The organism is Peterkaempfera bronchialis, assembly GCF_003258605.2.
GTDB lineage: Bacteria > Actinomycetota > Actinomycetes > Streptomycetales > Streptomycetaceae > Peterkaempfera > Peterkaempfera bronchialis.
Map to the genome: position 1 here is coordinate 2,900,913 of NZ_CP031264.1, position 25,580 is coordinate 2,926,492.

Below are 25,580 nucleotides of genomic sequence, written 5' to 3' on the forward strand. Positions count from 1 at the left end.
CCGTCAGACGTCGAACTGGTCCGCCACCGCCCGCAGCAGGGTGGCCAGCTTCTGCCCGGCCGGCTTGTTCGGGTAGCGGCCGTGCTGAAGGCCGGGCAGCACCGCGTCCAGGGTGGAGATCAGATCCTGCACGATCGGCGCCATCTCGTCCGGCTTGCGCCGCTGCGCCGCGGCGACCGACGGCGGGGTGTCCAGCAGGGCCACCGACAGCGCCTGGTCCCCCCGGTGGCCCGCCACCACGCCGAACTCCACGCGCTGCCCCGGCTTGAGCGTGGTCACGCCGTCGGGCAGCGCCTTGGAGTGCACGAAGACGTCACCGCCGTCGTCGCGGGAGAGGAAGCCGAAGCCCTTCTCGCTGTTGAACCACTTGACCTTGCCGGTAGGCACGGAAGACCTCGTCCTGGTGTGTGAGGGATGTCGGGGTGTCCGACGACCGCTGGCGGGTGGATGGGCGCCCGCGCCCGGTCGGGGCGGCGCGGTACAGGCTGGCCTGCGTGAAGCTAGCAGGCAGTCGCAAGGTTAACGGGCCGCGCCTCGGGCGACCGTGCGGTGCGCGCACCGCCTGCTCCGCCCGGACCTCGGCGCCCCGCAGATCTGGCGCTCCGGGCACGCCCGGGCGGCGGTGACACGCTGCTCATGGGACGCACCCCCCGGTCCGGACGCCGGGGTCCGGATCGACCCCGTGCGTGACGTGCATACCCTGGTGGGGTGAGCACCGAAACCCGCCACCCCGGCGACGCACTCGTCCGTGCCGGCACCGTCGTCTTCATCGTCGGCGCCGTGGCCACCATCGCCACCTTCGTCCCGCTCTTCCTGGACCTCACCCGGCTGCCGACCGCCGCGTACTGGGTCAGCATGCTGATGCCGGTGGGCTTTCTGCTGGCCCTGACCGGGCTGCTGCGCTCGGCCCGCGCCCAGCACCGGCACACCGCCGGCTGACCCGCCCCGGGCGGGCGGCTGCCGGAATTCGCCCCTGCGACCGGCCGCTTCTGCTCTACGGTAGGCGGCACGGTGAGGACCGAGGGGACCTGGCCGAGGGGACCTGAGGGGGCCGGATGGACGCCGAGTTGATGGCGCTGTCTTCCACGGCGGCGACGACGGTGGTCGGGCTGCTGGCGACGGACGCCTGGGAGCAGGCGCGGCATGCGATGGGGTCGCTCTGGCGCCGGGTGCACCCGCAGCGGGCCGAGACCGTGGAGGCCGAGCTCACCGAGGCCCGGGCCGAGGTGCTGGCCGCCCGCGCCTCCGGCGACGAGCAGGCGGAGCAGGCACTGGTCGAGGAGTGGCAAAGCCGACTGCGGCGGCTGCTGGCGGCCGATCCGCAGCTGGCCGACGAGATGCGGCGGATCGTGGCGGAGTTCGCCGCCGAGCCGCCGTCGGGCGACGGCACGCCCGGGACGGTACGGCAGGACGCCAAGGCATCCCATGGGTCGCGGGTCTACCAGGCGGGGCGCGACCTGCATGTGACCGGGCAGTGACCCCGACCGCCCACCCGGTGGCCGCCCTCGCCGCCCGGCTGGCGACGCTGACCGGCGAACCGGCGGACCGGGTGGAGGAGGCGCTGCGCAGCGAGCCGCAGCGGGTCGCCGACGCGCTCCGTACCGCCCTGGCGCCACGGTTCGCCGGGGCGGACTCCTGGCGCATCGTGCTCATCGTGGACCAGCTGGAAGAGCTCTTCACGCTCTGCGAGGAGGCCGCCGAACGGCTCCGCTTCCTGGACCTGCTGGAACTGCTCTCCACCCCGGGGCCCGGCGGTGCGGAACCGATCGCGCTGCCGGTCTACGGCCTGCGCGCCGACTTCTACGCCCGCTGCGCCGACCACCCGCTGCTGCGCACCGCCCTCCAGGGGCATCAGGTCTTCGTCGGGCCGATGTCGCGCGACGAGCTGCTGGACGCCATCCGGCTGCCCGCCCGGTCCGTCGGCCTGGAGCTGGAGCCGGGCCTGGAGGAGCTGCTGCTGCGCGACCTCGGCGTTCCGCCGGCCGACGCCGGGACTGCCGGTGCGGCTCGGCTGCCCCTGACCCGGGGGGCGGATCAGCCGACCCGGAGGGCGGATCAGCCGACCGGGGACGGCGCGGATGCGAGGTGGCCGGCCAGCCAGTCGGGGAAGGCGGTGAGGTCGGGCAGCACCGCGTCGGCGCCCGCCTCGCGCAGGGCCCGCACCCCGTACGGGCCGGTGGCCACCGCCACCGCCAGGGCGTCGGCGGCGCGGGCGCCGGTGATGTCGCCGAGGTGGTCGCCGACGTACACCGAGGCGCCCTCGCCGCGCAGTGCGTCGCCCTTCTGCTGCGCCCAGACGGACCCGATCAGGGCGTCCACCGCGATGCCGACGTGGTCCAGATGGAGCCGGGCGTTGGGGCCGTGCTTGCCGGTGACCACGACCACCCGGCCGCCGTGTCCGCGCACCGCCGCCACGGCCTCCCGGGCGCCGGGCAGCGGGACGCAGGCGGGCACCGCGATGTGCACATACAGCTCCCGGTAGCGGTCGGCGACCTCGTCGACCCGCTCCTCGGGGAACCAGTTCACCAGCTCCGCCTCCAGCGGCGGGCCGAGCCGGGTGACGATCAGGGCGCTGTCGATCCAGACCCCGGTCTCCGCCGCGATGGCGTCATAGGTGGCCTTGATGCCGGGCCGGGTGTCGAGCAGGGTCATATCGAGGTCGAAGCCGACCGTCAGCGGAGCGCCGGGCGTCAGAGCTGCCATGGCCCCCACCCTAAGGCCCCGATTCGGCGGTCCCGGTTCCGGCTTCCGGCGGACTTGTGCGGCCTCCGGACTGCGACTTAGCTTTGCCTCAGCTCAGTGAGATGGGACCGATGGCCGAGACGACCGCACACCCCCGCACCCCGCTGCCACCGGACCCCTCGCCTCCCCCCGGACGCCCGCTGGCCGCACGCCGGGCCGCTCTGGTCGCCGCAGCCGTCGCCCTGCTGGCGGTGGGCGCGCTGCTGAGCCTGGCGGTCGGCAGCCGCCCGATCTCCCCCGCGCACGTCTGGGCGGCGCTGCTGCACGGCGGCGACTCCCCCGACGCCGTCGTCGTACGGCAGCTGCGGCTGCCCCGGACCGCCGTCGGCCTCGCCGTCGGGGCGGCGCTCGGCACGGCCGGTGCCGTGATGCAGGGCATCACCCGCAACCCGATCGCCGACCCGGGCATCCTCGGGGTGAGCCAGGGCGCTGCGGCGGGGGTGGTCTTCGCGATCTCCGTGGTGGGGGTGGAGTCCCTCGCCGGGTACACCTGGTTCGGCTTCCTGGGCGCGCTGATCGCCTCCGCCGTCGTGTACGGGCTGGCCGGGCGCGGCCGGGGCGGGGCGACGCCGGTGAAGCTGGCGCTGGCCGGTGCGGCCCTCGCCGCCTTCATCACCTCGCTGATCACCGCCGTGCTCACCACCGACGCCGCCACCCTGGACCAGTTCCGGTTCTGGCAGGTCGGCTCGCTCTCCGGCCGCACCTCCGACGTGGCGTGGCAGCTGCTGCCGTTCCTCGCCGTGGGGCTGCTGCTCTGCTTCTCCGTCGCCCGGGGTCTGGACTCCCTGGCCCTGGGCGAGGACACGGCGCGCGGCCTCGGCTCCCGTACCGGCACCGTACGGGCCGTCGGCGCGCTCGGCGCCACCGTGCTCACCGGGTCGGCGGTGGCCGCCGCCGGGCCGATCGCCTTTGTCGGCCTGGCCGTGCCGCACGCCGCCCGCGCGCTGGTGGGCAGCGGCCACCGCTCGGTGCTCACCCTGTCCGCGCTGCTCGGCCCGGCGCTGCTGCTGTTCGCGGACACCCTGGGCCGCCTGATGCTGCCGCCGTCCGAGGTGCCCGCCGGGGTGATGACCGCGCTGGTCGGCGTGCCGGTGCTGATCGTCCTGGTACGCCGCAAGGCGGTGGTGGCCGCATGACCGCCCCGGTCCGCCCCGCCGTACGGCCGGTCGTCCGGCCCGCCGGGTATGCGCTGCTGCGCCGCCCCGGACTCTCGCTGCTGCTGCATCGGCGGGCCATGCTGGTGGCCGCCGCGCTGACGGTGCTGCTCGCGGCCGCCGTGACCGCCTCGCTCTGCCTGGGCGAGTCCACCGTGGCACCCGCCGAGGTGGTCAGGGTGGTCCTCGGCCGGCCGAGCCCCGACGAGCTGGTGGTCGGCACCCTGCGGCTGCCCCGGGTCACCGTCGGCCTGCTGGTCGGGCTGGCCCTCGGGCTGTCCGGCGCGCTGATCCAGACCGTCGCCCGCAACCCGCTGGCCAGCCCCGATGTCATCGGTGTCACCCATGGCTCGTCGGCGGTGGTGGTCGGGCTGCTGGCGTTCGGCGCGGTCTCCTCCCCCGGCCAGGTGCCGGTCGCCGCCGTCGGCGGCGGGCTGCTGGCCGGGCTGCTGGTCTATCTGCTGGCGTGGCGGCGCGGGATGCACGCCCACCGCTTCGTCCTGATCGGTATCGGCATCAGCACCGCGCTCAGCTCGCTCACCCACCTCTTCCTCACCAAGGGCGACGCCTTGCAGGGCCAGCAGGCCAAGGTGTGGACCACCGGCAGCCTCAACGGCTCCGGCTACGACCAGGCGGGCTGGCTCGCCCTGGTGCTGCTGGCCGCCGTGCCCGGCACCCTGTGGGCGGCCCGCGCCCAGCGGTCCGTCTCCTTCGACGACGCCACCGCCGTCGCCCTCGGCCTGCGGCTGAACCGCGTCCGTACCGGCCTGGCACTGCTCGGCATCGCCCTCGCCTGCTGCGCCACCGGCGCGGCGGGGCCGGTCGACTTCGTCGCGCTGATGGCCCCGCAGCTCGCCGTCCGGCTCACCCGCACCGCGCAGCTGCCGCTGCTCTGCTCGGCGCTCACCGGCGCGGTGGTCACCGTCACCGCCGACCTGATCGCCCGCCGGCTGCTCTCCCCCACCGAACTGCCCGTCGGGGTGGTCACCGCGCTGGTCGGCGCCCCCTATCTGATGTGGCTGCTGGTCCGCTCCCGCACCGGAGGCTCCCGATGACCACCCGTACGGACACCCAGGCGCCCGCCGACACACAGGCCCCGGCTGACCTGCTGGAGGCCCGGGGGCTCACCCTCGGCTATGAGTCCCGCACCGTCGTCACCGACCTGGACCTGGAGATCCCCACCGGCCGGGTCACCGTGATCGTCGGACCCAACGCCTGCGGCAAGTCGACGCTGCTGCGGGCCCTGGGACGGCTGCTCAAGCCCGCCGCCGGGGCGGTGCTGCTGGACGGCGCGGACCTGCACCGCACCCCCACCCGGCAGATCGCCCGGCGGATCGGCCTGCTGCCGCAGTCGCCGACCGCACCGGAGGGGATCACCGTCGCCGACCTGGTCGCACGCGGCCGTCAGCCGCACCAGCGGTGGTGGCAGCAGTGGTCGGAGGAGGACGAGGCCGCCGTCACCGAGGCGATGGCCCGCACCTCCACCGCCGACCTCGCCGAGCGGAATGTGGACGAGCTCTCCGGCGGCCAGCGGCAGCGGGTCTGGATCGCCATGGCGCTGGCCCAGGGCACCGGCATCCTGCTGCTGGACGAACCCACCACCTACCTGGACATCGCCCACCAGGTGGAGGTGCTCGACCTGGTGCGCCGGCTCAACCACGACCGGGGCCGCACCGTCGTCGCCGTGCTGCACGACCTCAACCAGGCCGCCCGCTACGCCGACCACCTGGTGGCCATGCGGGCGGGCCGGATCGTGGCGCAGGGCCCGCCCTCCAAGGTGGTCACCGCCGAGCTGGTACGGGAGGTCTTCCGGCTGGAGTCGGTGGTGGTGCACGACCCGGTGACCGGCACCCCGCTGGTCGTACCCGGCGCTCCCTGGACGCCTATTGACGGATCGTCAGGCCCCGGCCCCTTGTGACCCGCGCCACACCGCTCCACCATGGCAGGATGCCGAGCACTCATGAGCAGTCACTCTCGGACACCTACGAAGCCAACGACGACTTCTTCGACCCCGTGGGGGCCCGGTTGGTCGACCTGACCGACCTGCGCCCCGGGGACCGGGTACTGGACCTCGGCTGCGGACGGGGCGCCGTCCTCTTCGCCGCCGTCGCAGCCGTCGGACCCGACGGGTACACGGTCGGTGTGGACCTCTCCCCCGCCGTGGTCCGCCACACCGCCGCCCAGGCGGCCCGCGTCGGGCTGCGCAATGTCTCGGTCCGGGTGGACGACGCGGAGGACCTGGGCTTCCCCGACCGCTCCTTCGAGGCCGTCCTCGCCTCCTTCACCCTGCACCTCACCCCGGACCCGGCGGCAGCGCTGGCCGGTGCCCACCGGGTGCTGGTGCCGGGCGGCCACTTCGGCCTGACCACCTTCGGTGGGGACACCGGGCCCGCCTGGCAGCAGGCCGTGCAGACCCTCCGGGGGTACGCCGAACCGTCCCTGGGCGGGGCGCGGGGCCGCCGCCCCCACCCCACCCCCGCCGACGAGCTGAGCCGCGACCCGGAGGCGGCACTCATCCGGGCCGGGTTCACGGCGGTACGGACCGTGGAGGAGACCACCGCCACCGCCTACCCCGGCCCGGACGCATGGTGGCAGTCCCTCCGCCCCCTGCTGGAGGCCATCCCGCCGGACCACCGCGAGGAGGCCAGGGAGGCGGCATACGCGCTCATCGCCCCCCTGGCCCACCACGGCCGCCTCATCCGCTACACCACCGCCCGCCGCGACTGACCCACCCCGGCCCGGCCCACCCGGCGCAGCCTGCCCCCACAGGCCGCGCCGGGACCCGGGGCACGGGCGGCCGTGCGGGAGCTGCTTGATCCGCGCGGGGCCCCGGTCAGGCCGGGGGGGCCGGGCGGCCTCGGAGGGCGCACCAGGCCATGAATGCGGCCGAGCCGCCGGCGGCGGTGCGCAGTACCAGCGGCAGGAGCGCCTTGACCGACTCCTGGAACTGGGCGTCGGTCGGCGGTGGGCCACCCCAGCGGCCGCTGGCGCGGCCCCAGAGCCAGACGCCGCCGCCGAGCACCGCCAGGGCGGGGATGCCGAAGACGGCGAACCGGCGGGCCATCAGACTCAGCCGCCGCGAGGCATAGGCGGCCAGCCAGCCCAGCAGCATCGGGACCACCATCCCGGCCAGCGCACCCGCCGCCAGCAGCAGCGCCGCCAGCGACTCCAGCAGCAGCGGCAGTCCCGTCCGCCGCCCGCCCGCACCGAACCGCCGCCGCTTCCTCTCGGCCGGCTGTACCGGCGGCTCCGCGACCGCCTCCGCCTCGTCCGGCTCGTCCGGCGCCGCCTCCGCCGCCGGGTCCGCCTCGGGCTGCCGCTCGACCTCGAAGTGGATCTCCACCCCGTCCCACCCCGGGAAGTCCCCGGCGGACGGCAGGTGCACCGGCAGCATCGGGTCCGACCCGGCCTCGGGCACGGCCGCAGCGGGCGCCCCCGGTACCCGCCACCACTCCGCGTCCCGCGCGGTCGGCACCACCGGAGCAGCCGGGGCCACCGGAGCAGCCGCAGCAGCGGGCACCATCGGAGCAGTCGGAGCCGCCGGAGCAGTCGGCGCCGCCGGAGCAGTCGGCGCCGCCGCCGGAGCGGCAGCCTGCGGCGGCGGGCCGGTGACGCCTCCCCGGGCCGCCCGCTCCACCACCTCGTCCGGCGACCCGAGCCGTTCCAGCACCCGCCGCACCGCCGCCGGGGTGTCCCGGCTCGCGGCGGACCGCCTCCCGTCGATGTCCGCGCGCAGCCCCGCGATCAGCCGGGCCCGTTCGGCGGCCGGCAGCGAGGTCTGCGCCAGGTCGGCGACCCGCCCCAGGTAGTCGTAGACCAGCTTGTCGCTCTCGATCCCCATCCACGCCGCCCCACGCTCGCCCGACCCTCGGGAAGGACGGTACCCATACCCGCCCCGCCCCGCATCGATCTGCGGGCCTCGCCGCCGAGCACTCTCCCGTGCCGCCACTCCCGACTAACCTGGTGCGGATGACCGAGCAGACCGGAGGGCGGCCTTCCGCCACGCCCCGCACTCTCGCCGAGGAGCTTCGAGCCCGAGGCGACGAGGCGCTGGCCGCCCTGCTGCGCGCCCGCCCCGACCTGCTCAACCCGGTGCCCGGCGACCTCACCCAGCTGGCCACCCGGATCGCCACCCGGGCCTCCTCGCTGCGCGCCCTGGAGCGGCTGGACCGGTTCACCCTCCAGGTCGCGGAGGCGCTGGCCGCCGCCCCGGACGGGTGCGACAGCCGGGCCGTCCGCGCCCTGCTCACGGGCACGCCGGGCGTACCGCCGCACCGGCACGCCGACCCGGTGGACGCCAAGGCGGTCGCCGCCGCGCTGCCCGGGGCGCTCGCCCTGCTGCGCGACCGCGCCCTCCTCTGGGGCCCGGACTCCGCGCTGCGCCTGGTCCGCACCGTCCGCGAGATCCTCACCCCCACCGCCGCCCGCCCCGGCCCCACCGGCCTGGGCCCGACGCTGGCCGAGGCCACCACCGGCATGTCCCCCGGCCGCCTCCAGGAACTGCTCGCCGACGCCGGGCTGCCCGCCACCCATGACCCGGTCTCCGCCGTCGCCGCCCTCAGCGGGCTGCTCACCACCCGGGAGCAGGCCGACGCGCTGCTGGCCAAGGCCCCCGAGGCGGCCCTGGGCGTACTGGACCGGCTCACCTGGGGCCCGCCCACCGGCACCGTGCCCGACGCCAACCGGCCGGTCCGCGCCCATGACGCCCGCAGCCCGGTGGAGTGGCTGCTCGCCCGGGGCCTGCTGCTGCCCTCCGGGCCGCGTACGGTCGTGCTCCCCCGCGAGGCCGCGCTGCACCTCCGGGCCGGTCGCAGCCACCGGACCGTGGAGCCCGCCCCGCCGCCCGTCGAGCCCGCCCGCGTGCACGACCCGGAGGCGGTGGACGCCGCCGCCGCAGGCCAGTCCTTCACCGCCGTCCGCACGGTCGAGGACCTGCTGGACCTCTGGTCGCTCACCCCGCCCCCGGTGCTGCGCGCGGGCGGCCTCGGCGTCCGCGACCTGCGCCGTACCGCCGCCGCGCTGGACGTGCCCGAGCCGATCGCCGCCTTCTGGCTGGAGCTGGCGTACGGCGCCGGGCTGCTCGCCGCCGACGGCGAGGTCGAGGAGGCGTTCGCGCCGACGCCCGCGTACGACGGCTGGTTGCAGCGGTCCCCCGCCGAACGCTGGGCGCTGCTGGCCCGCACCTGGCTGGCCGCCACCCGGGTCCCCGGCCTGGTCGGCAGCCGCGACGCCAAGGGGAGGACCCTCGCCGCGCTCGGCCCCGACCTGGACCGCACCCTCGCCCCCGGTACCCGCCGCGCCGTCCTGGACGAACTCGCCGCGCTGCCGCCCGGCTCGTCCGCCCCGGCCGCCGCGCTGCTGCCCGCGCTGCGCTGGCGCCGCCCCTGGCGCGGCGGTCCCGCCACGGGCGAGGGCCGCGACCTGCGGGACGCGCTCACCGACTGGACCCTCACCGAGGCCGAACTGCTGGGCGTCACCGGGCGAGGCGCCCTGGCCACCGCCGCCCGCGCGCTGCTCTCCGACGCCGACGCCGACCCCGCGCCGCTGCTGGCACCGCTGCTCCCGCAGCCGCTGGACCAGGTGATCCTGCAACCCGACCTCACCGCCATCGCCCCCGGCCCGCTGCATACGCCCCTGGCCCAGGCCCTGGCACTCGCCGCCGAGATCGAGTCCAAGGGCGGCGCCACCGTCTACCGCTTCACCCCGGAGTCCGTCCGCCGCGCCCTGGACGCCGGTCGCACCGCCGCCGACCTGCACGAATTCCTGGCCCGGCACTCCCGCACCCCCGTACCGCAGCCGCTCAGCTATCTGATCGACGATGTGGCCCGGCGGCACGGCCGGCTCCGGGTCGGCGCCGCCTCGGCCTATCTGCGCTGCGACGACGACGCCCTGCTCGCCGAGCTGCTGGCCGACCGCCGCTCCGACCGGTTGCGGCTGCGCCGCCTGGCCCCCACCGTGCTCGCCGCGCAGGCCGCCCCGGACGCGGTGCTGACCCAGCTGCGCGCCATGGGGTACGCGCCGGCGGCGGAGTCGGCGGAGGGCGACATCGTGATCGCCCGTCCGGACGCCCGCCGCTCCCCGCCCCGCAGCGCCCCCGCCCCCGTCCCGGACGGTCCGCCCGCTCCCGGCGACCCGCTGCTGGAGGCCGCCGTCCGGGCCATCCGGGCGGGCGACCGCGCCTCCACCGCCGCCCGCCGCGAGACCGTCGCCGGACCCGCCGCCGCCACCGCCGCCACCTCCGGCAGTACCCGGCTCCCCCGCACCGCCGCCGCCGAGACCCTGGCCGCCCTCCAGACCGCCGTGCTGCTCGGCGAGCGGATCTGGATCGGGTACGTCAACGCCGAGGGCTCGGCCTCCCAGCGGATCGTCGCCCCGGTCAAGGTCGAGGGCGGCTTTGTGACCGCCTATGACCACCTCCGCGACGAGCTGCGCACCTTCGCCCTGCACCGGATCACCGGCGTCGCCGACCTGGCCGAGGACGGCTGAGCGGAGGGCCCGGCCCGGTCGGATTCGGCCGGTCGTAGACTCGCCCCAGACCGAGCGTGTACGAATACCCCGGAATACCCCGGAATACCCCACTGGGAGCGGTCCAGGACCGCGCCCAGGTGCATGCGTGAACGGACAGGCTGGTACCGGATGGTCGACGACCTCGATCGGAGCATCGTCCAGGCACTCACCAGAGACGGCCGGACGCCGTACACCACCATGGCCCGCAACCTGGGCGTCAGCGAGGCCACCGTCCGCCAGCGGGTCTCCAAGCTCCAGGAGAGCGGCGCGCTGCACATCGTGGCGCTGGCCAACGCGCTGACCCTCGGCCACCAGTCGGTGCGGCTGCTGATCCGGGTGCGCGACCTCACCCCGCGCGCGGTGGCCAAGAGCCTGGCCGACATGGCGATGATCAACCATGTGGCGCTCTGCGCCGGCAGCCAGGACATCTACCTGGAGGGCACCTGCCGCGACCAGGCGCAGCTGATCCGGCTGATGGACGACATCCGCATGCTGCCCGGGGTCTCCTCGGTGCAGGTGCTGCTGCTCCTGGAGCTGTTCAAGGACTACACCTGGGACGGCCTGTCGTCCTCCGTGGGGCAGGGCTTCACCGAGGAAGAATCCGCTCGGCGGCGGTCGGGGTGACGTCGCGGAAGCCCGCCCAGAGGTAGGTGTCCTTGACCACCTCCAGCACGGTGAGCGCCTCGGCGTACTCGACCCCGTTGATCCGCCGCACCCGCTCGGTCAGCAGCTCTGCGAGGTGCGCCAGGTCGCGGCAGCGCACATCGGTGATCAGGTCGTACGGTCCGACGCAGGACGCCACATAGCGGACCTCGGCCAGCCGGGAGAGCTCGCGGGCGACAAAGGCCAGCGGCACCCGCTGCACCCGGATCGCCAGATGGACCTCCACCTCGCCCAGCAGCCGGGCGTCGGTCATGCCGACGACCTGGAGGACGCCCCGGCGCTGGAGCCTGCCGTACCGGGCCCGGACCGACGCCTCGGACAGGCCGACGGAGCGCCCGATCTCACCGAAGGAGCGCCGCCCGTCGACCCTGAGCTGGTCGATGATGCGGCGGTCCAGGTCGTCGATCTCCATGGGCTCCGCCTCCTCGCATCCGGCTGTCCGCCCCGGCGGCCGGTCGGCCGGGCCGGGGGTGCGACAGCGTTGATCGTCCCGTTACCCGGCGGTGACGGCCGGGAGAACCGCAGGCAACCATTCCCACCTGCGGCTTGATCCCGCTCGGGCGCCGGGGGCGCCGACCGCCGGCCAGCCGGCGGCCCGCCGCACCCGCAGGCCCGGCGCGAATCCCGTCGACGGCGGCATCGGCAACCACGGGATTCGAGCCATCCGCCGCTGGTGGCCGAAATTCGCCACAGCCCATGATGTCTTATCCCCACCCGAGGTACCGACCCTCCCCCGCGGCTTCCGCCAGAAGCGCGCGGCCGGGCCCGCCTCGTCGCGTCGGAAAGGAAACACCGCCATGCCCGACACGCCGCCCGCCCTGCGAGCCCTCCAGTGAGCCTGGCCGCGCCGCAGGCCGCCCGCCGCCGGATGGTCCCGGCGCTGATGCTGGCGCCGGCGGGGCTGACGATCGTGGCCCTCGTCCTCGTACCGCTGGCGATCGTGGTGCGCAACAGCTTCGCCACCGCAGACGCCTACGGCGGCATCCAGGGCGGTTTCACCCTGGACAACTACCGGCAGCTGGTCGACCCCGTCTACCTCAAGGTCATCGGCTACAGCCTCGGCATCGCCGCGGCCAACACGGTGCTCTGCCTGGTCGCCGGGTACGTCGTCGCGTACTACATCGCCGGGCGGCCCGCGGAGCGGCAGCTGGGCCTGCTGCTGCTGATCATCGTGCCGTTCTGGACCGACTTCCTGGTCCGCACCTTCGCCTGGATCAACCTGCTGAGCCCGGACGGGCCGGTGGACTCGCTGGGCCGCTCGCTGGGCCTCGTCCACGGGCACCTGGATCTGATCCCAGGCCAGGGAGCCTCCTTCGTCGGCCTGCTGTACGCGTTCCTGCCGACCGCCGTCTTCCCCATCTACGCCTCGCTGCGCGGGGTGGACCCGTCGCTGCGGGAGGCCGCCCGCGACCTGGGCTGCGGCTGGTGGCGGGTGCACTCCAAGGTGCTGCTGCCGATCGCCCGCTCCGGGCTGCTGGCCTCGGTACTGCTGATCTTCATCCCCACGCTCGGCGTCTTCGTGATCTCGGTGCTGCTCGGCGGCGGCAAGAACCAGCTGGTCGGCAATCTCATCGTGACCCTCTACACCGAGTTCCGTAACCAGCCGATGGGCGCGGCCGTCTCCGTCCTGCTGCTCGGCCTGATGCTGGTCTGCCTCATCGCGGTCGGCCTGACCGCCCGGCGCCTGCGGAGGAAGGCATGACCCTGGTGGACACCCCCGAGCAGACCCCCGAGACCGTCCCCGCAGCGGCGCCCGCCGCCCCGCGCCGCAGCCGGCGCGGCGACCACCCCCACCCGATGGACCGGGTCACCGCCTGGCTGGCACGGGGGCTGATCGGCTTCCTCTACGTCCCGATCGCGGTCGTGGTGGTGCTCTCCTTCAACTCCTCGGACATCACCTACCGCTGGACCGGGTTCAGCACCCGCTGGTACGGGGAGCTGCTGCACGACTCCGAGCTGCTGGCGACGCTCCAGACCAGCGCCGTGGTGGCGGTGGTCTCGGCCACCCTGGCCGTGGCGGCAGGACTGCTGGCCGTGGTCGCCCTGCCGAGCTTCGGGCCCAAGGTCCGGGCGCTGCTCAGCGGCGGGCTCTTCCTGCCGCTGGTGATCCCGGAGATCGTGCTCGGCGTCGCGATGCTCTCGGTCTTCGCCAAGCTGCACATCACCCTCAGCGTGACCACGCTGGTGCTGGGCCACCTGGTGGTGATCCTGCCGTACGCGGCGCTGATCCTGCTGGGCGCCCATGGAGCCCTGGACCCCTCCCTGGAGGAGGCCGCTGCGGACCTCGGCTGCGGTCGCGTGCGGACCTTCTTCAAAGTGACCCTGCCGCTGATGCGCCAGGCGCTGATGGCGGCGTGGCTGCTCTGCTTCACCATCTCCTTCGGCGACATCGTGATGTCCACCTTCACCAACGGCGTCGGCTCCACCACCCTGCCGCTGCGGGTGTACTCGCTGCTCAAGGGCGGCCTCACCCCGGAGATCAACGCCCTCGGCACGCTGCTGATCCTCTTCACCTTCCTGATCATCCTCGGTGTCGGCCTGCGCCAGATGCGCCAGATCCTCGCCGGCGGCGACCGGCCCTCCTCGTGACCGGCCGCGGCCCCCTGCTCGCCGCCGTCCCCCTCGAAAGGACCTCCATGCGCACCAACCTCATCGCCGCCTGTGCGGCGACCGCCGCCCTGCTCGCCACCTCCGCCTGTGCCTCGGGCGGCAGCGGTGACGGCTCCGCCGGGAACGGCGGCGGGAAGTCCCTGCACATCTACGCCTGGGCCGGTGAGATCCCCGACTCGGTGGTCAAGGGCTTCCAGCAGGAGACCGGCATCAAGGTCACCCTGGACACCTTCGACAGCAACGAGACGATGACCGCCAAGCTCAGCGCGGGCGGCGCCGACTACGACCTGGTGGAGCCCAGCCAGTACGCGCTCCAGCAGCTGGTCGGCCAGAAACTGGTCGGCAAGCTGGACCACTCCAGACTGAAGGGGCTGGACAACCTCGCCCCCAAGTTCCGCGACCCGTCCTTCGACCCCGGCAACGCCTACAGCATCCCGTGGATCTGGGGCACCACCGGCCTGGCGTACAACGAGGACTGCACCGGCGGGCCGGTGGACAGCTGGCAGGCCCTGTTCGACGGCAAGTACAAGGGCAAGTCGTACATGCTCGACAACATGCTGGCCGCGTACATCGCCGGACTCCAGGTCAACGGGTACCGCGCCACCAGCACCGACCCGGCCGAGATCCAGAAGGCCACCGACTCGCTGAAGGCGCAGAAGTCCCAGCTGGCGGGCTACAACTCCACCAACTACCCGCAGCTGCTGGCCACCGGCCAGGCGTGCGTGGCCGAGGCGTGGAGCGGGACGGCCATGGCCAAGGTCGTGGAGAGCAACAAGAAGGTCCACTACACGCTGCCGCGCGAGGGCGGTTCGCTCTGGACCGACAACCTCTCCATCACGGCGCGGGCCAAGAACGTGGACGCCGCCTATGAGTTCATCAACTACACGCTGCGCCCCGAGGTCGCGGCGCTGGTCACCGACGACGGCTCCTCGGCCTCCACCAACCAGGCCGCCCGCGCGAAGATCAAGAAGACCGACCTGCTGGAGAACCCGGCCGTCTACGCGCCCGACGCGGCCGTCGCCAAGGCGGACTTCCTGCTCGACCCGGGCCAGGCCATGCAGCTCTTCCAGCAGGGCTGGATGAAGATCAAGGCATCCTGAGGAGCCGGCCGTGACCGTACTCACCCCCGCGACCGCAGCCTCGGCGCAGCCCCCCTCGGACGCACCCGCCGTGCGGCTGACCGGAGTCGGCAAGTCCTTCGGCGGCGCCGCCGCCGTCAGCGACGTCGACCTCACCATCGCCCAGAACGAGTTCTTCTCCATCCTCGGCCCGTCCGGCTGCGGCAAGACCACGCTGATGCGGATGATCACCGGGTTCGAGACGCCGACCACCGGCACCGTCGAACTGGGCGGCCGGGACGCCACCGGCCTGCCCCCGCACCGGCGCGACCTCAATATGCTCTTCCAGAGCTATGCCCTCTTCCCCCACCTCACCGTCGCCGAGAACGTCGGCTTCGAGCTGCGGGTCCGCAAGCTGGTCCCCCGGTCGGAGATCCCCCGGGTGGTCGAGGAGGCGCTCGCCCTGGTCCGGCTGGAGGGGTTCGGCAAGCGCACCATCAGCCAGCTCTCCGGCGGGCAGAAGCAGCGGATCGCCCTGGCCCGCGCCCTGGTCTCCCGGCCGTCGCTGATCCTGCTGGACGAGCCGCTGGGCGCGCTCGACCAGAAGCTGCGGCTGGAGATGCAGCTGGAGCTCAAGCGCCTCCAGCGCGAGGTCGGCGTGACCTTCATCTATGTCACGCACGACCAGGAGGAGGCGCTGACCATGTCCGACCGGATCGCCGTGATGAACGGCGGCCGGGTCCTCCAGGTGGACACCCCCGAGGCGATCTACGACCGCCCGGCGGTCCGCTTTGTGGCCGGATTCATCGGCACCTCCAGCATCCTCAGCGGCACCGTGGCCGCCCGGGGCGCGCACCGGGTGCTGGAGGTCCCCGGGATCGGCACCCTGCCGCTCCCGGCCAACGACCTCCCGGCCGGCTCCACCGCCCACCTCTCGCTGCGGCCGGAGGACCTGCGGGTGGAGCACGTGCGGGCGGAGCAGGCCGGCGCCCCGGCCGGCGACGGCCGGTTCGCCCTGGAAGCCGTACTCCAGCAGGCGGTCTACCTGGGCCACGGCCTGCGCTACCACTGCACCCTGGCGGACGGCACCACCGTGCAGATCGAGCAGACCGGCCGGGACGGCCGGGCCGTCACGCTCTCCCCCGGCGACACCGTCCGCATCGCCTGGCGCCCGGAGGACGGCCGCGTCCTGCCGGACTGACGCCGCCGCCCCCGCCACACCCCCGAACCGCACCACCCCTGCGCGCTGCGTACCCGCCGCGCAGCGGCCTACCGAGGAGCACAGAGAGTGAAAGTCGCCGTCGCCCAGTTCGGGCCGACCGGCACGGTCTCCGAGAACCAGACCGTGATCTCCCGTATGACGGCCGCCGCCGCAGGGGCGGGAGCCGACCTGATCGTCTTCCCCGAGGAGGCGATGCTCTCGGCCGACGACTCCGAGACCCCCCTCCCCGAGGCGGCGGCCACCGCCTGGCCGGGCTTTGTCCGGCACCTCTCCGCCGCCGCCCGAGAGCACGGCATCGCCGTCATCGCCGGCGGCTACGAGGCCGACGGGACCACCCCCGACCTGCCGTACAACAGCCTGGTCGCGGTCGACACCGACGGCACCGTGCTGGCGACCTACCGCAAGATGCACCTCTACGACGCCTTCGCCTACCAGGAGTCGCGCCGCGTGCTGCGCGGCGAGGCCGGGCCCTGCGTGGTGCGGATCGGCGAGTTCAACGTCGGCCTGGTCAACTGCTACGACATCCGGTTCCCCGAGTTCACCCGGACCCTGGTGGAGATGGGCGCCGACCTGCTGTCGGTCTCCGCCGCCTGGGTGCGCGGCCCGCTCAAGGAGGACCACTGGGCCACCCTGCTGCGCAGCCGCGCCATCGAGAACACCTGCTGGGTGGTGGCCTCCTCGCTGGTCAGCGAGGACTGCATCGGGATGTCCATGACCGTGGACCCGCTCGGCGTGGTGCGCGGCGCCCTCGGCGAGGAGAGCGAGGGCCTGCTGCTGGTCGACATCGACAAGGAGCGGCTGGACGAGGCCCGCACCCGACTGCCCGTACTGCGCAACCGGCGCATCTTCATCCAGGGACGCTGACCATGCCGATCACCATCCGCCCGATGCCCGCGCCGCTGGACCCCGCCCTGGTCGAGAAGCTGGCCCGGGTCGACTTCCCCACCCTCGGCCACTACCTGGAGGAGGGCTTCTGCACCCCGGAGCTGCGCCGCCACGCGGGCGAGCAGCGGATCGTGGGCCGCGCGGTGACCGTACGGATCACCGCCCTGGACTCCACCCTGCTGCACCACGCGGCGGGCATCGTGGCCCCCGGTGACGTGGTCGTGGTCGACTGCGGCGGCGACCGGCGGCACGCCCCGCTCGGCGAGGTCGTGGTCAATGCGCTGGCGGCGCGCGGCGCGGCGGGCGCCGTGGTCGACGGGACCTGTACGGACATCGACGCGCTGCGTGCGCTGGGCCTGCCGGTCTTCGCCCTGGGCACCTCGGTGCTCACCACCAAGCTGCACGGCATCGACGACGGCGGGCTCAATGTCCCGGTCAGCTGCGGCGGGGTCACCGTACAGCCGGGCGATGTGGTGCTGGGCGACGCCAACGGCCTGCTGATCGCCGGCCCGGAGCGGCTCGCCGCCGTGATCGACACCGCGCTGGCCGACGACGCGGAGGAGCCCGACCTGATCGCCGACCTGCACCGGGGCGGCCGGCTGGGCGACCTCACCGGTGCCACCGACACCCTGGTCGGCCTGGGCGCCCTCCCCGGCCCCACCCGCTGACCTGCCCGTACGCCCCTGATCCCCGATGGCGTGGCTCGCCGCACGGCGGGCCACGCCTTCCCGAAAGGACCCCACCACCGTGTTCCTCAAGGCCGCCATCAACGGAGGACTGACCAAGCAGGACCACCCGGCGACCGCCGTCACCCCGGAGGAGATCGCCGCCGACACGCTGGCCGCAGCCGAGGCGGGCGCCGACGTCGTCCACCTGCACATCCGCGACGCGGACGGCGGCCAGAGCATCGCCCCGGACGCGGTGGACGCGGTGCTGTCGGCGGTCCGCCGGGTGGCCCCGGACGTCACGGTCGGGATCACCACCGGCCTGTGGACCTGCAACGGCCATGCGGACCGGTACGCCAAGGTCGCCACCTGGAACCTGCTGCCCGACTTCGCCTCGGTCGCCTTCTGCGAGGAGGGCGCGGCGGAGACCGCCGAACTGGTCGTGGCCCGGGGCATGGTGCTGGAGAGCGCGGTGTGGAGCCTGGACGACGTACCGGCGCTGCTGGCCTCACCCACCCTGCACAGCAATGTGCGCATCCTCATCGAGCCGGAGGACGAGGACCCCGACACCGCCGTCGCCCACGCCCGCGCCATGGCCGACCGGATCACCGCCGCCGGAGTCACCTGCCCCCTCCTCTACCACGGCTTCGGCCCCACCGTCTGGCCCGTCCTGCGCGCCTCCCTGGCCGACGGCCACCAGGCCCGCATCGGCCTGGAGGACGGCACCACCCTCCCCGACGGCACCACCACCCCCGACAACCCCACCCTCATCCACGCCGCCCTCACCCTCTGACCCCCCAGCGGCACCGGCCCACCTCCCCCACCCACCCCGGACCGGTGCCGCCCACCATCTCACCGCTGTGCGGGGCGTCATGGACGGCGAGTTCGCCGAGCGGTAGGGCATCCCCGCACGCAGGGCGAAGAGCGCCCAGCCTCTGCCCGGGCCGGGCCGGGCCGGGCGCTCTGCCGTCCGCGCCCGCCATCCGAGGCCCGGCGGCCTCAGAGACGCGGGCGGACCAGTTCCGCAGGGTCGACCCGGACGGGGAGCAGGACGGCCAGACGTCGGTCACCAGTCACCATCTGGTCAGCCGCAGCCTCGAACCACACGACCTTCCCCGCACCCGACGGCGTCCAGCCCCACGAGTGCGCAAGCCCTGCGACCAGGCGCAGCCCGCGCCCTCCCGTCACCACGTCCTGGGCCGCGTCCGGGTCGGGAGGGCGAAGGCTGGTGTCGGCGACCTCCACCCGCAGCCGCTCACCGGTCCACCGCACAGTCACGCGACACCGCGCTCTGGTGTGCTCTATCGCGTTCGCCAGAACCTCGCTCGCGCAAAGCTCCACATCGCGCAGCGCCTCATCCGACAGCGGCACCTTCCAGAAACGCGCAATGTCGGTGATCAACCGCCGCGCGGGACGAACCGCCGCCGCATCCGGCTCGACGGCCCACTCATACGGCACCGGGAAGGAAGCCGTCTCCAAGGGGCTCATCAGTCCGGATCTCCCTCCGGCTCGGCAGGCGAGCCGTGGGCGGGGAGCAGAGTGGAGCCGTCCCGGGGAGCTGTCCACTCCTTTCCTCCGCCGGGCGGGCGCAAGTGGTAGGAGTAGACGCCCTCACCCGGTATGTCCACGACCACACCGACGACGCCGGTCGTCGTGTCCTGCGCGAGGTCTCCCAGGCGGGCAGCCCAGGTCGGTGCGGGTTCATTCGCGTCTGCGGGATTGCCGCGTCGTCCGCTCATGCAACAGAAGGTAGGCGGGCGACTACAGCTGAATATGAATCAGGGGAATACTGCTATCCGTCCAGATGGAAGCGGTCGGACATGCGGCGAAGCTTCTCGCGGGTGGCGGTGCGCTCCGCGTAAACGATCTTGCGCAGGGCGGCGCGTCCGATCGGATGGTTCCGAACGAGCTGCGGCGCGATCCGCTCGGCGGCCTCCAGCTCAGCCAGGGCCTTGTCGCGGTTGCCGTCCCAGAGCCACGCGCGCGCGAGGTCCATGCGGTGATGGCCGCGTCGGGAGTTGGGGAGCATGGCGACCTGCGCGGGTCGGCGCGCTCGTGAAGAAGCAGAGCCTTGGCGTGATCGCCCATCTCCAACTGGACCGAGATGGAGTGGATTTGCACGTTTCCAGCGGAGAAGGTCAGCGAGTGGCGATCGAAGACGGGGGCGCTGGTGGCAGCCATGCGCTCTGCGGCCGTCCGGGCAAACCGAATGCGATCCTCGGTCTCGGTCACGTTGCCGGCCCGTGCCGCCGAGACGGCTGCTCGAAGTTGCAACGTGCCCCATGCTCGGATGGCGAGAGGCTCTCCGGCGTCGTACTCCTCCTGGATCGAGCGGAGGGCTTTGTCGGAGAGCGTCAGCGAATCGGCCCAGTCCGCGGTGGCCCACATGTCCCAGACCCGCATCCAATCGGCTACGGCAGGCAGCACCGCATCCCCGGAACGTTGCGCCGCCCAGGCCGCGCGTTCACACGCCATGGCGATCAGCTCGGGATGGCCGAGAGTGTGCGCGGCCGTGTGGGCGAACTTGCAGCAGACGGCATAGATGGCGAACGCCTCTTCGCGCTCATGGCCTGTTGAGTTCTCCGCCAGGGCTCGAGTCTCTCGGAGCAGGTCGGGAAGGACACGCAGGATTGCGACGTTCGCTGCCGCGTCGCGAAGCCGATGCAACCGTGCGGTCTCCTGCCACAACTGGGCAGATGTACGGGGCTGCCCATCGAACACAGGCGTCAGGTCGTAGCGGCGCAACTCACGAAGGATAGACGAGGCAGCCACCTGCCACTGGTTCTCGGATGCCTTGCCCGCGACGAAGGGCCGCTCGATGAGATCGTTGGGGTGGCAATGAAGTGCCGCCGCGACTTCATTGATGATGCCGGCCCGGTCGAGTTCAATGTGCCCCTTCTCGACCTTCGACACCCATCCCTGGGTTCGCCCGAGCACCGCCCCGAGATCAGCTTGTGGCATGCCCAATCGGAGCCGCTGACGGCGAATGCGCTTCCCGATCGACTCTCGCTCCTCCAGCACCGTCGTCCCTCCCCGGCAGTCTGCCTGCTACCCGCTGCCACACAGTTCGGCCTACGGGGGACAGTACCCGGAGGGGCGGGGTGGGATTGCGAAGACGGCCTACTGCCGAGGTCGCTACCTGGGTGCCAGCGACGCCACCCTCCAACCCCCCAGCGGCACCCGACCCCTTGCCTCGTGGCAAGCGGTCGGCAAGCCCGTTCACCACGCCCAGCGGTAGGGCATCCCCGCACGCAGGGCGAAGAGCGCCCAGCCTCTGCCCGGGCCGGGCCGGGCCGGGCGCTCTGCCGTCCGCGCCCGCCATCCGAGGCCCGGCGGCCTCAGAGACGCGGGCGGACCAGTTCCGCAGGGTCGACCCGGACGGGGAGCAGGACGGCCAGACGTCGGTCACCAGTCACCATCTGGTCAGCCGCAGCCTCGAACCACACGACCTTCCCCGCACCCGACGGCGTCCAGCCCCACGAGTGCGCAAGCCCTGCGACCAGGCGCAGCCCGCGCCCTCCCGTCACCACGTCCTGGGCCGCGTCCGGGTCGGGAGGGCGAAGGCTGGTGTCGGCGACCTCCACCCGCAGCCGCTCACCGGTCCACCGCACAGTCACGCGACACCGCGCTCTGGTGTGCTCTATCGCGTTCGCCAGAACCTCGCTCGCGCAAAGCTCCACATCGCGCAGCGCCTCATCCGACAGCGGCACCTTCCAGAAACGCGCAATGTCGGTGATCAACCGCCGCGCGGGACGAACCGCCGCCGCATCCGGCTCGACGGCCCACTCATACGGCACCGGGAAGGAAGCCGTCTCCAAGGGGCTCATCAGTCCGGATCTCCCTCCGGCTCGGCAGGCGAGCCGTGAGCGGGGAGCAGAGTGGAGCCGTCCCGGGGAGCTGTCCACTCCTTTCCTCCGCCGGGCGGGCGCAAGTGGTAGGAGTAGACGCCCTCACCCGGTATGTCCACGACCACACCGACGACGCCGGTCGTCGTGTCCTGCGCGAGGTCTCCCAGGCGGGCAGCCCAGGTCGGTGCGGGTTCATTCGCGTCTGCGGGATTGCCGCGTCGTCCGCTCATGCAACAGAAGGTAGGCGGGCGACTACAGCTGAATATGAATCAGGGGAATACTGCTATCCGTCCAGATGGAAGCGGTCGGACATGCGGCGAAGCTTCTCGCGGGTGGCGGTGCGCTCCGCGTAAACGATCTTGCGCAGGGCGGCGCGTCCGATCGGATGGTTCCGAACGAGCTGCGGCGCGATCCGCTCGGCGGCCTCCAGCTCAGCCAGGGCCTTGTCGCGGTTGCCGTCCCAGAGCCACGCGCGCGCGAGGTCCATGCGGTGATGGCCGCGTCGGGAGTTGGGGAGCATGGCGACCTGCGCGGGGTCGGCGCGCTCGTGAAGAAGCAGAGCCTTGGCGTGATCGCCCATCTCCAACTGGACCGAGATGGAGTGGATTTGCACGTTTCCAGCGGAGAAGGTCAGCGAGTGGCGATCGAAGACGGGGGCGCTGGTGGCAGCCATGCGCTCTGCGGCCGTCCGGGCAAACCGAATGCGATCCTCGGTCTCGGTCACGTTGCCGGCCCGTGCCGCCGAGACGGCTGCTCGAAGTTGCAACGTGCCCCATGCTCGGATGGCGAGAGGCTCTCCGGCGTCGTACTCCTCCTGGATCGAGCGGAGGGCTTTGTCGGAGAGCGTCAGCGAATCGGCCCAGTCCGCGGTGGCCCACATGTCCCAGACCCGCATCCAATCGGCTACGGCAGGCAGCACCGCATCCCCGGAACGTTGCGCCGCCCAGGCCGCGCGTTCACACGCCATGGCGATCAGCTCGGGATGGCCGAGAGTGTGCGCGGCCGTGTGGGCGAACTTGCAGCAGACGGCATAGATGGCGAACGCCTCTTCGCGCTCATGGCCTGTTGAGTTCTCCGCCAGGGCTCGAGTCTCTCGGAGCAGGTCGGGAAGGACACGCAGGATTGCGACGTTCGCTGCCGCGTCGCGAAGCCGATGCAACCGTGCGGTCTCCTGCCACAACTGGGCAGATGTACGGGGCTGCCCATCGAACACAGGCGTCAGGTCGTAGCGGCGCAACTCGCGAAGGATAGACGAGGCAGCCACCTGCCACTGGTTCTCGGATGCCTTGCCCGCGACGAAGGGCCGCTCGATGAGATCGTTGGGGTGGCAATGAAGTGCCGCCGCGACTTCATTGATGATGCCGGCCCGGTCGAGTTCAATGTGCCCCTTCTCGACCTTCGACACCCATCCCTGGGTTCGCCCGAGCACCGCCCCGAGATCAGCTTGTGGCATGCCCAATCGGAGCCGCTGACGGCGAATGCGCTTCCCGATCGACTCTCGCTCCTCCAGCACCGTCGTCCCTCCCCGGCAGTCTGCCTGCTACCCGCTGCCACACAGTTCGGCCTACGGGGACAGTACCCGGAGGGGCGGGGTGGGATTGCGAAGACGGCCTACTGCCGAGGTCGCTACCTGGGTGCCAGAGACGCCACCCTCCAACCCCCCAGCGGCACCCGACCCCTTGCCTCGTGGCAAGCGGTCGGCAAGCCCGTTCACCACGCCCAGCGGTAGGGCATCCCCGCACGCAGGACGAAGAGCGCCCAGCCTCTGCCCGGGCCGGGCCGGGCCGGGCCGGGCGCTCTGCCGTCCGCGCCCGCCATCCGAGGCCCGGCGGCCTCAGAGACGCGGGCGGACCAGTTCCGCAGGGTCGACCCGGACGGGGAACGGCTTGTCGATCAGCGTGGTGCGGCCCGGCTCCGCCACGACCCGCTCGGTGTAGCGGCCGTCCTCGAACTCGGCGACCACCAGGCTGGGCACCGGCTCCAGCTCCAGCCGCCAGTAAGCGGGGATGGCACCGTCGGCGTACATGATGGGCTTGACCTTGCGGTCGATGCGGCGGCCGGCGGGCGACGGGGAGACGACCTCGACGACGAACCACACCGCTTCGCCGTCGCACGTCACCGGATCGGTGGCAGCCGCCGAGGCGTCGACCACCGCGATGTCCGGGACGAGCAGTCCGCTGGGCAACACGACATTGACCGCCTCCATGACCTCCACCGGGGCGCCGAAGGCGTCGGCGGCCGCCTCCAGCAAGTTGGCGAGGCGCCTCGACGCCCGCTGGTGCTTGAACCCAGCGCTCGGCGACATCACTAGCGCATCCCCCCACAACTCGAACCGGTGCTTCCCGTCGTCGTCCAGTGCCAACACGTCTTCTATCGTCCAGACACCCGAGTGGTCCTGGTATGCGACGCTCATACGGTTCACCGCCCTCGAAGCCGACATTCCCAGTGTGGCAGCCCGCCGCTGCGCGCCGTGTGGTGGACGCCACGCGTTCACTCGGCGGAGTGCGCAACACTGGAGGGTCTGTCCCCCGCTCCCCGGAAAGGACCCGCACGTGAACGACGGTCCCCTCATCGTCCAGAGCGACAAGACGCTGCTGCTGGAGGTCGAGCACCCCAAGGCCGACGGCTGTCGGAGGGCCATTGCGCCCTTTGCCGAGCTGGAGCGGGCGCCGGAGCATGTGCACACCTATCGGGTGACGCCGCTGGGGCTGTGGAATGCGCGGGCCGCCGGGCATGACGCCGAGCAGGTGGTGGACGCGCTGGTCAGCTACTCGCGCTATCCGGTGCCGCACGCCCTGCTGGTGGATGTGGCGGAGACCATGGCGCGCTATGGGCGGTTGCAGCTCCAGAAGGACCCGGTGCACGGGCTGGTGCTGGTGACGACCGACCGGCCGGTGCTGGAGGAGGTGCTGCGGTCGAAGAAGGTCGCGCCGCTGGTGGGGGCCCGGGTGGGGCCGGACATGGTGGTGGTGCACCCGTCCGAGCGGGGCCAGATCAAGCAGGTGCTGCTGAAGCTGGGCTGGCCGGCCGAGGACCTGGCCGGGTATGTGGACGGCGAGGCGCACCCGATCGCGCTGGAGCAGGACGGCTGGCATCTGCGGCCGTACCAGCGGCAGGCGGTGGAGGGGTTCTGGCACGGCGGCTCCGGCGTCGTGGTGCTGCCCTGCGGCGCGGGCAAGACCCTGGTCGGGGCGGCGGCGATGGCCGAGGCCAAGGCGACCACGCTGATCCTGGTCACCAACACCGTCTCGGCGCGGCAGTGGAAGCACGAGCTGGTGAAGCGGACCACCCTCACCGAGGAGGAGATCGGCGAGTACAGCGGTGCGCGCAAGGAGATCCGCCCGGTCACCATCGCCACGTACCAGGTGATGACGACCAGGCGGAAGGGCGTCTATCCGCACCTGGAGCTGTTCGACTCCCGCGACTGGGGTCTGATCGTCTACGACGAGGTGCATCTGCTGCCCGCGCCGATCTTCCGCTTCACCGCCGACCTCCAGGCCCGCCGCCGCCTGGGCCTGACCGCGACCCTGGTCCGGGAGGACGGCCGGGAGGGCGATGTCTTCTCGCTGATCGGCCCCAAGCGGTTCGATGCGCCGTGGAAGGAGATCGAGGCGCAGGGCTACATCGCGCCCGCCGACTGCTGCGAGGTGCGGGTCACCCTCACCGACTCCGAGCGGCTGGCGTATGCGACCGCCGAGCCGGACGAGCGGTACCGGTTCTGCGCCACCACCGCGACCAAGCGCAGGGTGGTGGAGGCGCTGGTGGAGAAGCACCGGGGCGACCAGACCCTGGTCATCGGCCAGTACATCGACCAGCTGGACGAGCTGGGCGAGGCGCTGGACGCCCCGGTGATCAAGGGGGAGACCACCAACCTCCAGCGGGAGAAGCTCTTCGACGCCTTCCGGCAGGGCGAGCTCTCGGTGCTGGTGGTGTCCAAGGTCGCCAACTTCTCCATCGACCTGCCGGAGGCGGCGGTCGCCATCCAGGTGTCGGGCACCTTCGGCTCGCGGCAGGAGGAGGCGCAGCGGCTCGGCCGGGTGCTGCGGCCCAAGGCGGACGGCCGGTCGGCGCACTTCTACTCGGTGGTGGCCCGGGACACCATCGACCAGGACTTCGCGGCGCACCGGCAGCGGTTCCTGGCCGAGCAGGGCTATGCGTACCGGATCGCGGACGCCGACGATGTGCTGTACGGAGCGGGGGACGACCCGGTGCGGTGATGCGCCGCC

25 protein-coding genes and 2 pseudogenes are annotated in these 25,580 nt (G+C 73.0%); 17 read left to right on the forward strand and 10 right to left on the reverse strand.

What is annotated here, in order from left to right:
- Positions 1–3 precede the first annotated feature (3 nt).
- Positions 4–387 (reverse strand): cold-shock protein, encoded by a 384-nt coding sequence (locus C7M71_RS32890; protein WP_111494619.1) that lies wholly within the window; start codon positions 385–387, stop codon positions 4–6.
- Positions 388–708: 321 nt separating this feature from the next.
- On the opposite strand from C7M71_RS32890, the gene C7M71_RS12760 reads away from it, so the two are divergent.
- The 3 genes and pseudogenes from C7M71_RS12760 to C7M71_RS33205 all read left to right on the forward strand — a co-directional run.
- Entirely contained in the window at positions 709–939 is a 231-nt protein-coding gene (locus C7M71_RS12760; RefSeq protein WP_111494621.1) for a hypothetical protein, read from the forward strand.
- 116 nt (positions 940–1,055) lie between these two features.
- The gene (locus tag C7M71_RS12765; RefSeq protein WP_111494623.1) at positions 1,056–1,478 is read left to right on the forward strand and encodes a hypothetical protein; all 423 of its coding nucleotides are present in this window, start codon (positions 1,056–1,058) and stop codon (positions 1,476–1,478) included.
- Positions 1,479–1,495: 17 nt separating this feature from the next.
- A pseudogene (locus tag C7M71_RS33205) lies at positions 1,496–1,960 on the forward strand (nSTAND1 domain-containing NTPase); the annotation flags it as partial.
- Positions 1,961–2,055: 95 nt separating this feature from the next.
- Here C7M71_RS33205 and C7M71_RS12775 read toward each other — a convergent pair.
- Positions 2,056–2,703, reverse strand: a complete 648-nt coding sequence (locus C7M71_RS12775) for an HAD family hydrolase (RefSeq protein WP_111494627.1) — start codon at positions 2,701–2,703, stop codon at positions 2,056–2,058.
- Between the two features lie 110 nt (positions 2,704–2,813).
- Between C7M71_RS12775 and C7M71_RS12780 the strand changes: the two genes are divergently transcribed.
- From C7M71_RS12780 to C7M71_RS12795, 4 genes are read left to right on the forward strand one after another with little or no spacing between them, the layout of a single operon-like run.
- Positions 2,814–3,878 (forward strand): FecCD family ABC transporter permease, encoded by a 1,065-nt coding sequence (locus tag C7M71_RS12780; RefSeq protein WP_111494629.1) that lies wholly within the window; start codon positions 2,814–2,816, stop codon positions 3,876–3,878.
- A complete protein-coding gene (locus C7M71_RS12785) occupies positions 3,875–4,951 on the forward strand; it encodes a FecCD family ABC transporter permease (RefSeq protein WP_114914348.1) in 1,077 nt (358 codons plus the stop codon). Before C7M71_RS12780 ends, C7M71_RS12785 begins: the two co-directional genes overlap by 4 nt.
- Positions 4,948–5,814, forward strand: a complete 867-nt coding sequence (locus tag C7M71_RS12790) for an ABC transporter ATP-binding protein (RefSeq protein WP_111495118.1) — start codon at positions 4,948–4,950, stop codon at positions 5,812–5,814. Before C7M71_RS12785 ends, C7M71_RS12790 begins: the two co-directional genes overlap by 4 nt.
- 29 nt (positions 5,815–5,843) lie before the next feature.
- On the forward strand, positions 5,844–6,623 hold the full coding sequence (locus C7M71_RS12795; RefSeq protein WP_162824230.1) for a class I SAM-dependent methyltransferase: 780 nt from the start codon (positions 5,844–5,846) through the stop codon (positions 6,621–6,623).
- 106 nt (positions 6,624–6,729) lie between these two features.
- Here C7M71_RS12795 and C7M71_RS12800 read toward each other — a convergent pair whose 3' ends face one another.
- Positions 6,730–7,737, reverse strand: coding sequence for an HAAS signaling domain-containing protein (locus C7M71_RS12800; RefSeq protein ID WP_114914349.1), 1,008 nt, complete (start codon positions 7,735–7,737; stop codon positions 6,730–6,732).
- A 128-nt stretch (positions 7,738–7,865) separates the two neighbouring features.
- On the opposite strand from C7M71_RS12800, the gene C7M71_RS12805 reads away from it, so the two are divergent.
- Together C7M71_RS12805 and C7M71_RS12810 are read left to right on the forward strand one after the other, a co-directional pair.
- Positions 7,866–10,382 carry a helicase C-terminal domain-containing protein gene (locus tag C7M71_RS12805; RefSeq protein WP_114914350.1) on the forward strand — a complete coding sequence of 839 codons (2,517 nt, stop codon included), beginning with the start codon at positions 7,866–7,868 and terminating at the stop codon, positions 10,380–10,382.
- Between the two features lie 123 nt (positions 10,383–10,505).
- Positions 10,506–11,027, forward strand: a complete 522-nt coding sequence (locus C7M71_RS12810; RefSeq protein WP_229758691.1) for an Lrp/AsnC family transcriptional regulator — start codon at positions 10,506–10,508, stop codon at positions 11,025–11,027.
- Here C7M71_RS12810 and C7M71_RS12815 read toward each other — a convergent pair.
- Positions 10,990–11,478: an Lrp/AsnC family transcriptional regulator gene (locus C7M71_RS12815; RefSeq protein ID WP_111491048.1), complete on the reverse strand. Its 489-nt coding sequence runs from the start codon at positions 11,476–11,478 to the stop codon at positions 10,990–10,992. The two genes, C7M71_RS12810 and C7M71_RS12815, sit on opposite strands and share 38 nt — an antisense overlap.
- 420 nt (positions 11,479–11,898) lie before the next feature.
- Here C7M71_RS12815 and C7M71_RS12820 point away from each other — a divergent pair, with 420 nt between their 5' ends.
- From C7M71_RS12820 to C7M71_RS12850, 7 genes are all read left to right on the forward strand, one after another.
- Positions 11,899–12,768 (forward strand): ABC transporter permease, encoded by an 870-nt coding sequence (locus C7M71_RS12820; RefSeq protein ID WP_229758692.1) that lies wholly within the window; start codon positions 11,899–11,901, stop codon positions 12,766–12,768.
- Positions 12,765–13,655 (forward strand): ABC transporter permease, encoded by an 891-nt coding sequence (locus C7M71_RS12825; RefSeq protein ID WP_229758693.1) that lies wholly within the window; start codon positions 12,765–12,767, stop codon positions 13,653–13,655. The genes C7M71_RS12820 and C7M71_RS12825 overlap by 4 nt, the downstream gene beginning before the upstream one ends.
- Before the next feature lie 47 nt (positions 13,656–13,702).
- Positions 13,703–14,776, forward strand: coding sequence for an ABC transporter substrate-binding protein (locus C7M71_RS12830; protein WP_111491049.1), 1,074 nt, complete (start codon positions 13,703–13,705; stop codon positions 14,774–14,776).
- Between the two features lie 10 nt (positions 14,777–14,786).
- Entirely contained in the window at positions 14,787–15,935 is a 1,149-nt protein-coding gene (locus tag C7M71_RS12835) for an ABC transporter ATP-binding protein (RefSeq protein ID WP_111491050.1), read from the forward strand.
- Between the two features lie 87 nt (positions 15,936–16,022).
- The gene (locus tag C7M71_RS12840; protein ID WP_111491051.1) at positions 16,023–16,820 is read left to right on the forward strand and encodes a carbon-nitrogen hydrolase family protein; all 798 of its coding nucleotides are present in this window, start codon (positions 16,023–16,025) and stop codon (positions 16,818–16,820) included.
- A gap of 2 nt (positions 16,821–16,822) precedes the next feature.
- Positions 16,823–17,509, forward strand: a complete 687-nt coding sequence (locus tag C7M71_RS12845; protein ID WP_111491052.1) for an RraA family protein — start codon at positions 16,823–16,825, stop codon at positions 17,507–17,509.
- Between the two features lie 79 nt (positions 17,510–17,588).
- A complete protein-coding gene (locus tag C7M71_RS12850; RefSeq protein ID WP_111491053.1) occupies positions 17,589–18,299 on the forward strand; it encodes a 3-keto-5-aminohexanoate cleavage protein in 711 nt (236 codons plus the stop codon).
- 206 nt (positions 18,300–18,505) lie between these two features.
- On the opposite strand, the gene C7M71_RS12855 is transcribed toward C7M71_RS12850, so the two are convergent.
- From C7M71_RS12855 to C7M71_RS12875, 6 genes and pseudogenes are all read right to left on the reverse strand, one after another.
- Entirely contained in the window at positions 18,506–18,994 is a 489-nt protein-coding gene (locus tag C7M71_RS12855; protein WP_111491054.1) for an ATP-binding protein, read from the reverse strand.
- Positions 18,994–19,245, reverse strand: coding sequence for a hypothetical protein (locus C7M71_RS30630; protein ID WP_162824231.1), 252 nt, complete (start codon positions 19,243–19,245; stop codon positions 18,994–18,996). The genes C7M71_RS12855 and C7M71_RS30630 overlap by 1 nt, the downstream gene beginning before the upstream one ends.
- A 53-nt stretch (positions 19,246–19,298) precedes the next feature.
- Positions 19,299–20,527: pseudogene (locus tag C7M71_RS12860) on the reverse strand (helix-turn-helix domain-containing protein).
- Between the two features lie 317 nt (positions 20,528–20,844).
- On the reverse strand, positions 20,845–21,333 hold the full coding sequence (locus tag C7M71_RS12865; protein ID WP_111491054.1) for an ATP-binding protein: 489 nt from the start codon (positions 21,331–21,333) through the stop codon (positions 20,845–20,847).
- Between the two features lie 304 nt (positions 21,334–21,637).
- Positions 21,638–22,867, reverse strand: coding sequence for a helix-turn-helix domain-containing protein (locus tag C7M71_RS12870; protein ID WP_111491055.1), 1,230 nt, complete (start codon positions 22,865–22,867; stop codon positions 21,638–21,640).
- Between the two features lie 321 nt (positions 22,868–23,188).
- Positions 23,189–23,767 carry a Uma2 family endonuclease gene (locus C7M71_RS12875; RefSeq protein WP_111491056.1) on the reverse strand — a complete coding sequence of 193 codons (579 nt, stop codon included), beginning with the start codon at positions 23,765–23,767 and terminating at the stop codon, positions 23,189–23,191.
- Positions 23,768–23,906: 139 nt separating this feature from the next.
- Between C7M71_RS12875 and C7M71_RS12880 the strand changes: the two genes are divergently transcribed.
- Positions 23,907–25,571, forward strand: a complete 1,665-nt coding sequence (locus C7M71_RS12880) for a DNA repair helicase XPB (RefSeq protein WP_111491057.1) — start codon at positions 23,907–23,909, stop codon at positions 25,569–25,571.
- Positions 25,572–25,580 lie beyond the last annotated feature (9 nt).